The organism is Kineococcus glutinatus (assembly GCF_039542765.1).
In the GTDB taxonomy this organism is placed as follows: Bacteria; Actinomycetota; Actinomycetes; order Actinomycetales; family Kineococcaceae; genus Kineococcus_A; species Kineococcus_A glutinatus.
In genome coordinates this window covers 1-1,582 of sequence record NZ_BAABIL010000235.1, presented here as the reverse complement: position 1 = coordinate 1,582, position 1,582 = coordinate 1, and the positions used below count along the sequence as shown (strand labels likewise).

Sequence of the window (1,582 nt, the reverse complement as noted above, 5' to 3'; positions counted from 1 at the left end):
AAATGAACTGACCCCAAAAAGTTGGACCTAAAAAAACCAACTTTGAGGAGGTCAGTTTTTTCATGACAAAATATAGTACAGAATTTAAGATGAAAATAGTACAAGAATACTTAAATAAAGAAGGAGGATATAAATATTTAACTGATAAATATGGACTCAGTGATCATTCAGTAGTCAGAAGATGGGTAAATTCATACAAAACACAAGGATATGAAGGCTTAAAAATTTCTAGAAAAAATAATAGTTACTCTTTCGAATTTAAGAAGAATATAGTAAACTTGTACTTAACAGGAGAAATGTCCTATCAAGAACTTTCTAATCAATTTAAGATTAATAATCCAGCGATCATTGCTAGATGGGTAATTGATTTTAGAAATCAAGGACTTGATGGACTTAGACCTAAAAAGAGAGGAAGACCTTCAAGTATGACTAAAGATAAAAATAATGAAAAAGAAAAAGAACAAGTAAAGAAAGAATATTCTAAGGAAGGGATAGACGAAATTGCTGAACTTAAAGATAAGCTTTACTGGGCACAAATGGAAATAGATTTTCTAAAAAAAAAGATGGAATTAGAGGACGAGGAAGATCAGAAAATGAGAGAATGGCTAGAATAATTCACTCATTAAGAGAAAAATATCCACTAAAAGATTTACTTAAACAATTTAATTTTCCAAAATCAACATACATGTATTGGCAAAAAAGATTTGATAGAAAAAATAAAGATGAAGCCTTTGAGAATCAAATCAAGAAAATGAGAAAAGATAATCCAAACTATGGATACAGAAGAATACATGCGATGCTTAGAAGACTTGGAATTTTAATAAACAAGAAAAAAGTTCAAAGGTTGGTACAGAAGCTGAAACTTCAGGTAACAAACTTTGCACGTAAATCAAGAAAATATTACTCATACAAGGGAACAGTAGGTAAAGTAGCACCAAATAGGATAAAAAGAAGATTTAAAACATCTGTAGTACATCAAAAAATCACAACAGATACAAGTGAATTCAAATACTATGAAACAGATAAGTATGGGAATATGCAAGTAAAAAAACTTTACTTAAATCCTTTCTTGGATATGTTTAATGGAGAAATCATTAGCTATTCAATAACAACTTCACCTACATTAGATGCAATAATAACATCACTTGAAGAAGCAATTTCAAAGACTTCAGATTGCAAGTTTAAAAGAATATTCCATTCAGATCAAGGATGGGCATATCAATTAAAACAATATACTGAAAAATTAGAATCTAATGGAATTTTACAGAGTATGTCAAGAAAAGGAAATTGCTTAGATAATTCTCCTATGGAGAATTTCTTCGGGATATTAAAACAAGAAATTTACTATGGTAGAACGTTTAAATCATTTAACGAACTAAAAAAGACAATAGAAGAATATATAAAATATTACAATGAAGATAGAATAAAAGAAAAACTTGGATATTTAAGTCCAGTTGAATATAGGAAATTGAATGCAGCTTAGCTGCGATTTCCCCTAGGGGAAATATGAGGACAAAAAAACCAGAGACAAATATTTCTAAATGTCTCTGGTATAAAGTCCAACTTTTTGGGGTCACCTTAT

2 protein-coding genes are annotated in these 1,582 nt (G+C 29.3%); both read left to right on the top strand.

Translation table 11 applies throughout. The features are described from left to right. The first annotated feature begins 89 nt into the window (after positions 1–89). The gene (locus tag ABEB16_RS09900) at positions 90–614 is read left to right on the top strand and encodes a helix-turn-helix domain-containing protein (protein WP_345712092.1); all 525 of its coding nucleotides are present in this window, start codon (positions 90–92) and stop codon (positions 612–614) included. Continuing rightward, the gene (locus ABEB16_RS09895) at positions 602–1,483 is read left to right on the top strand and encodes an IS3 family transposase (RefSeq protein ID WP_324620327.1); all 882 of its coding nucleotides are present in this window, start codon (positions 602–604) and stop codon (positions 1,481–1,483) included. The genes ABEB16_RS09900 and ABEB16_RS09895 overlap by 13 nt, the downstream gene beginning before the upstream one ends. Positions 1,484–1,582 lie beyond the last annotated feature (99 nt).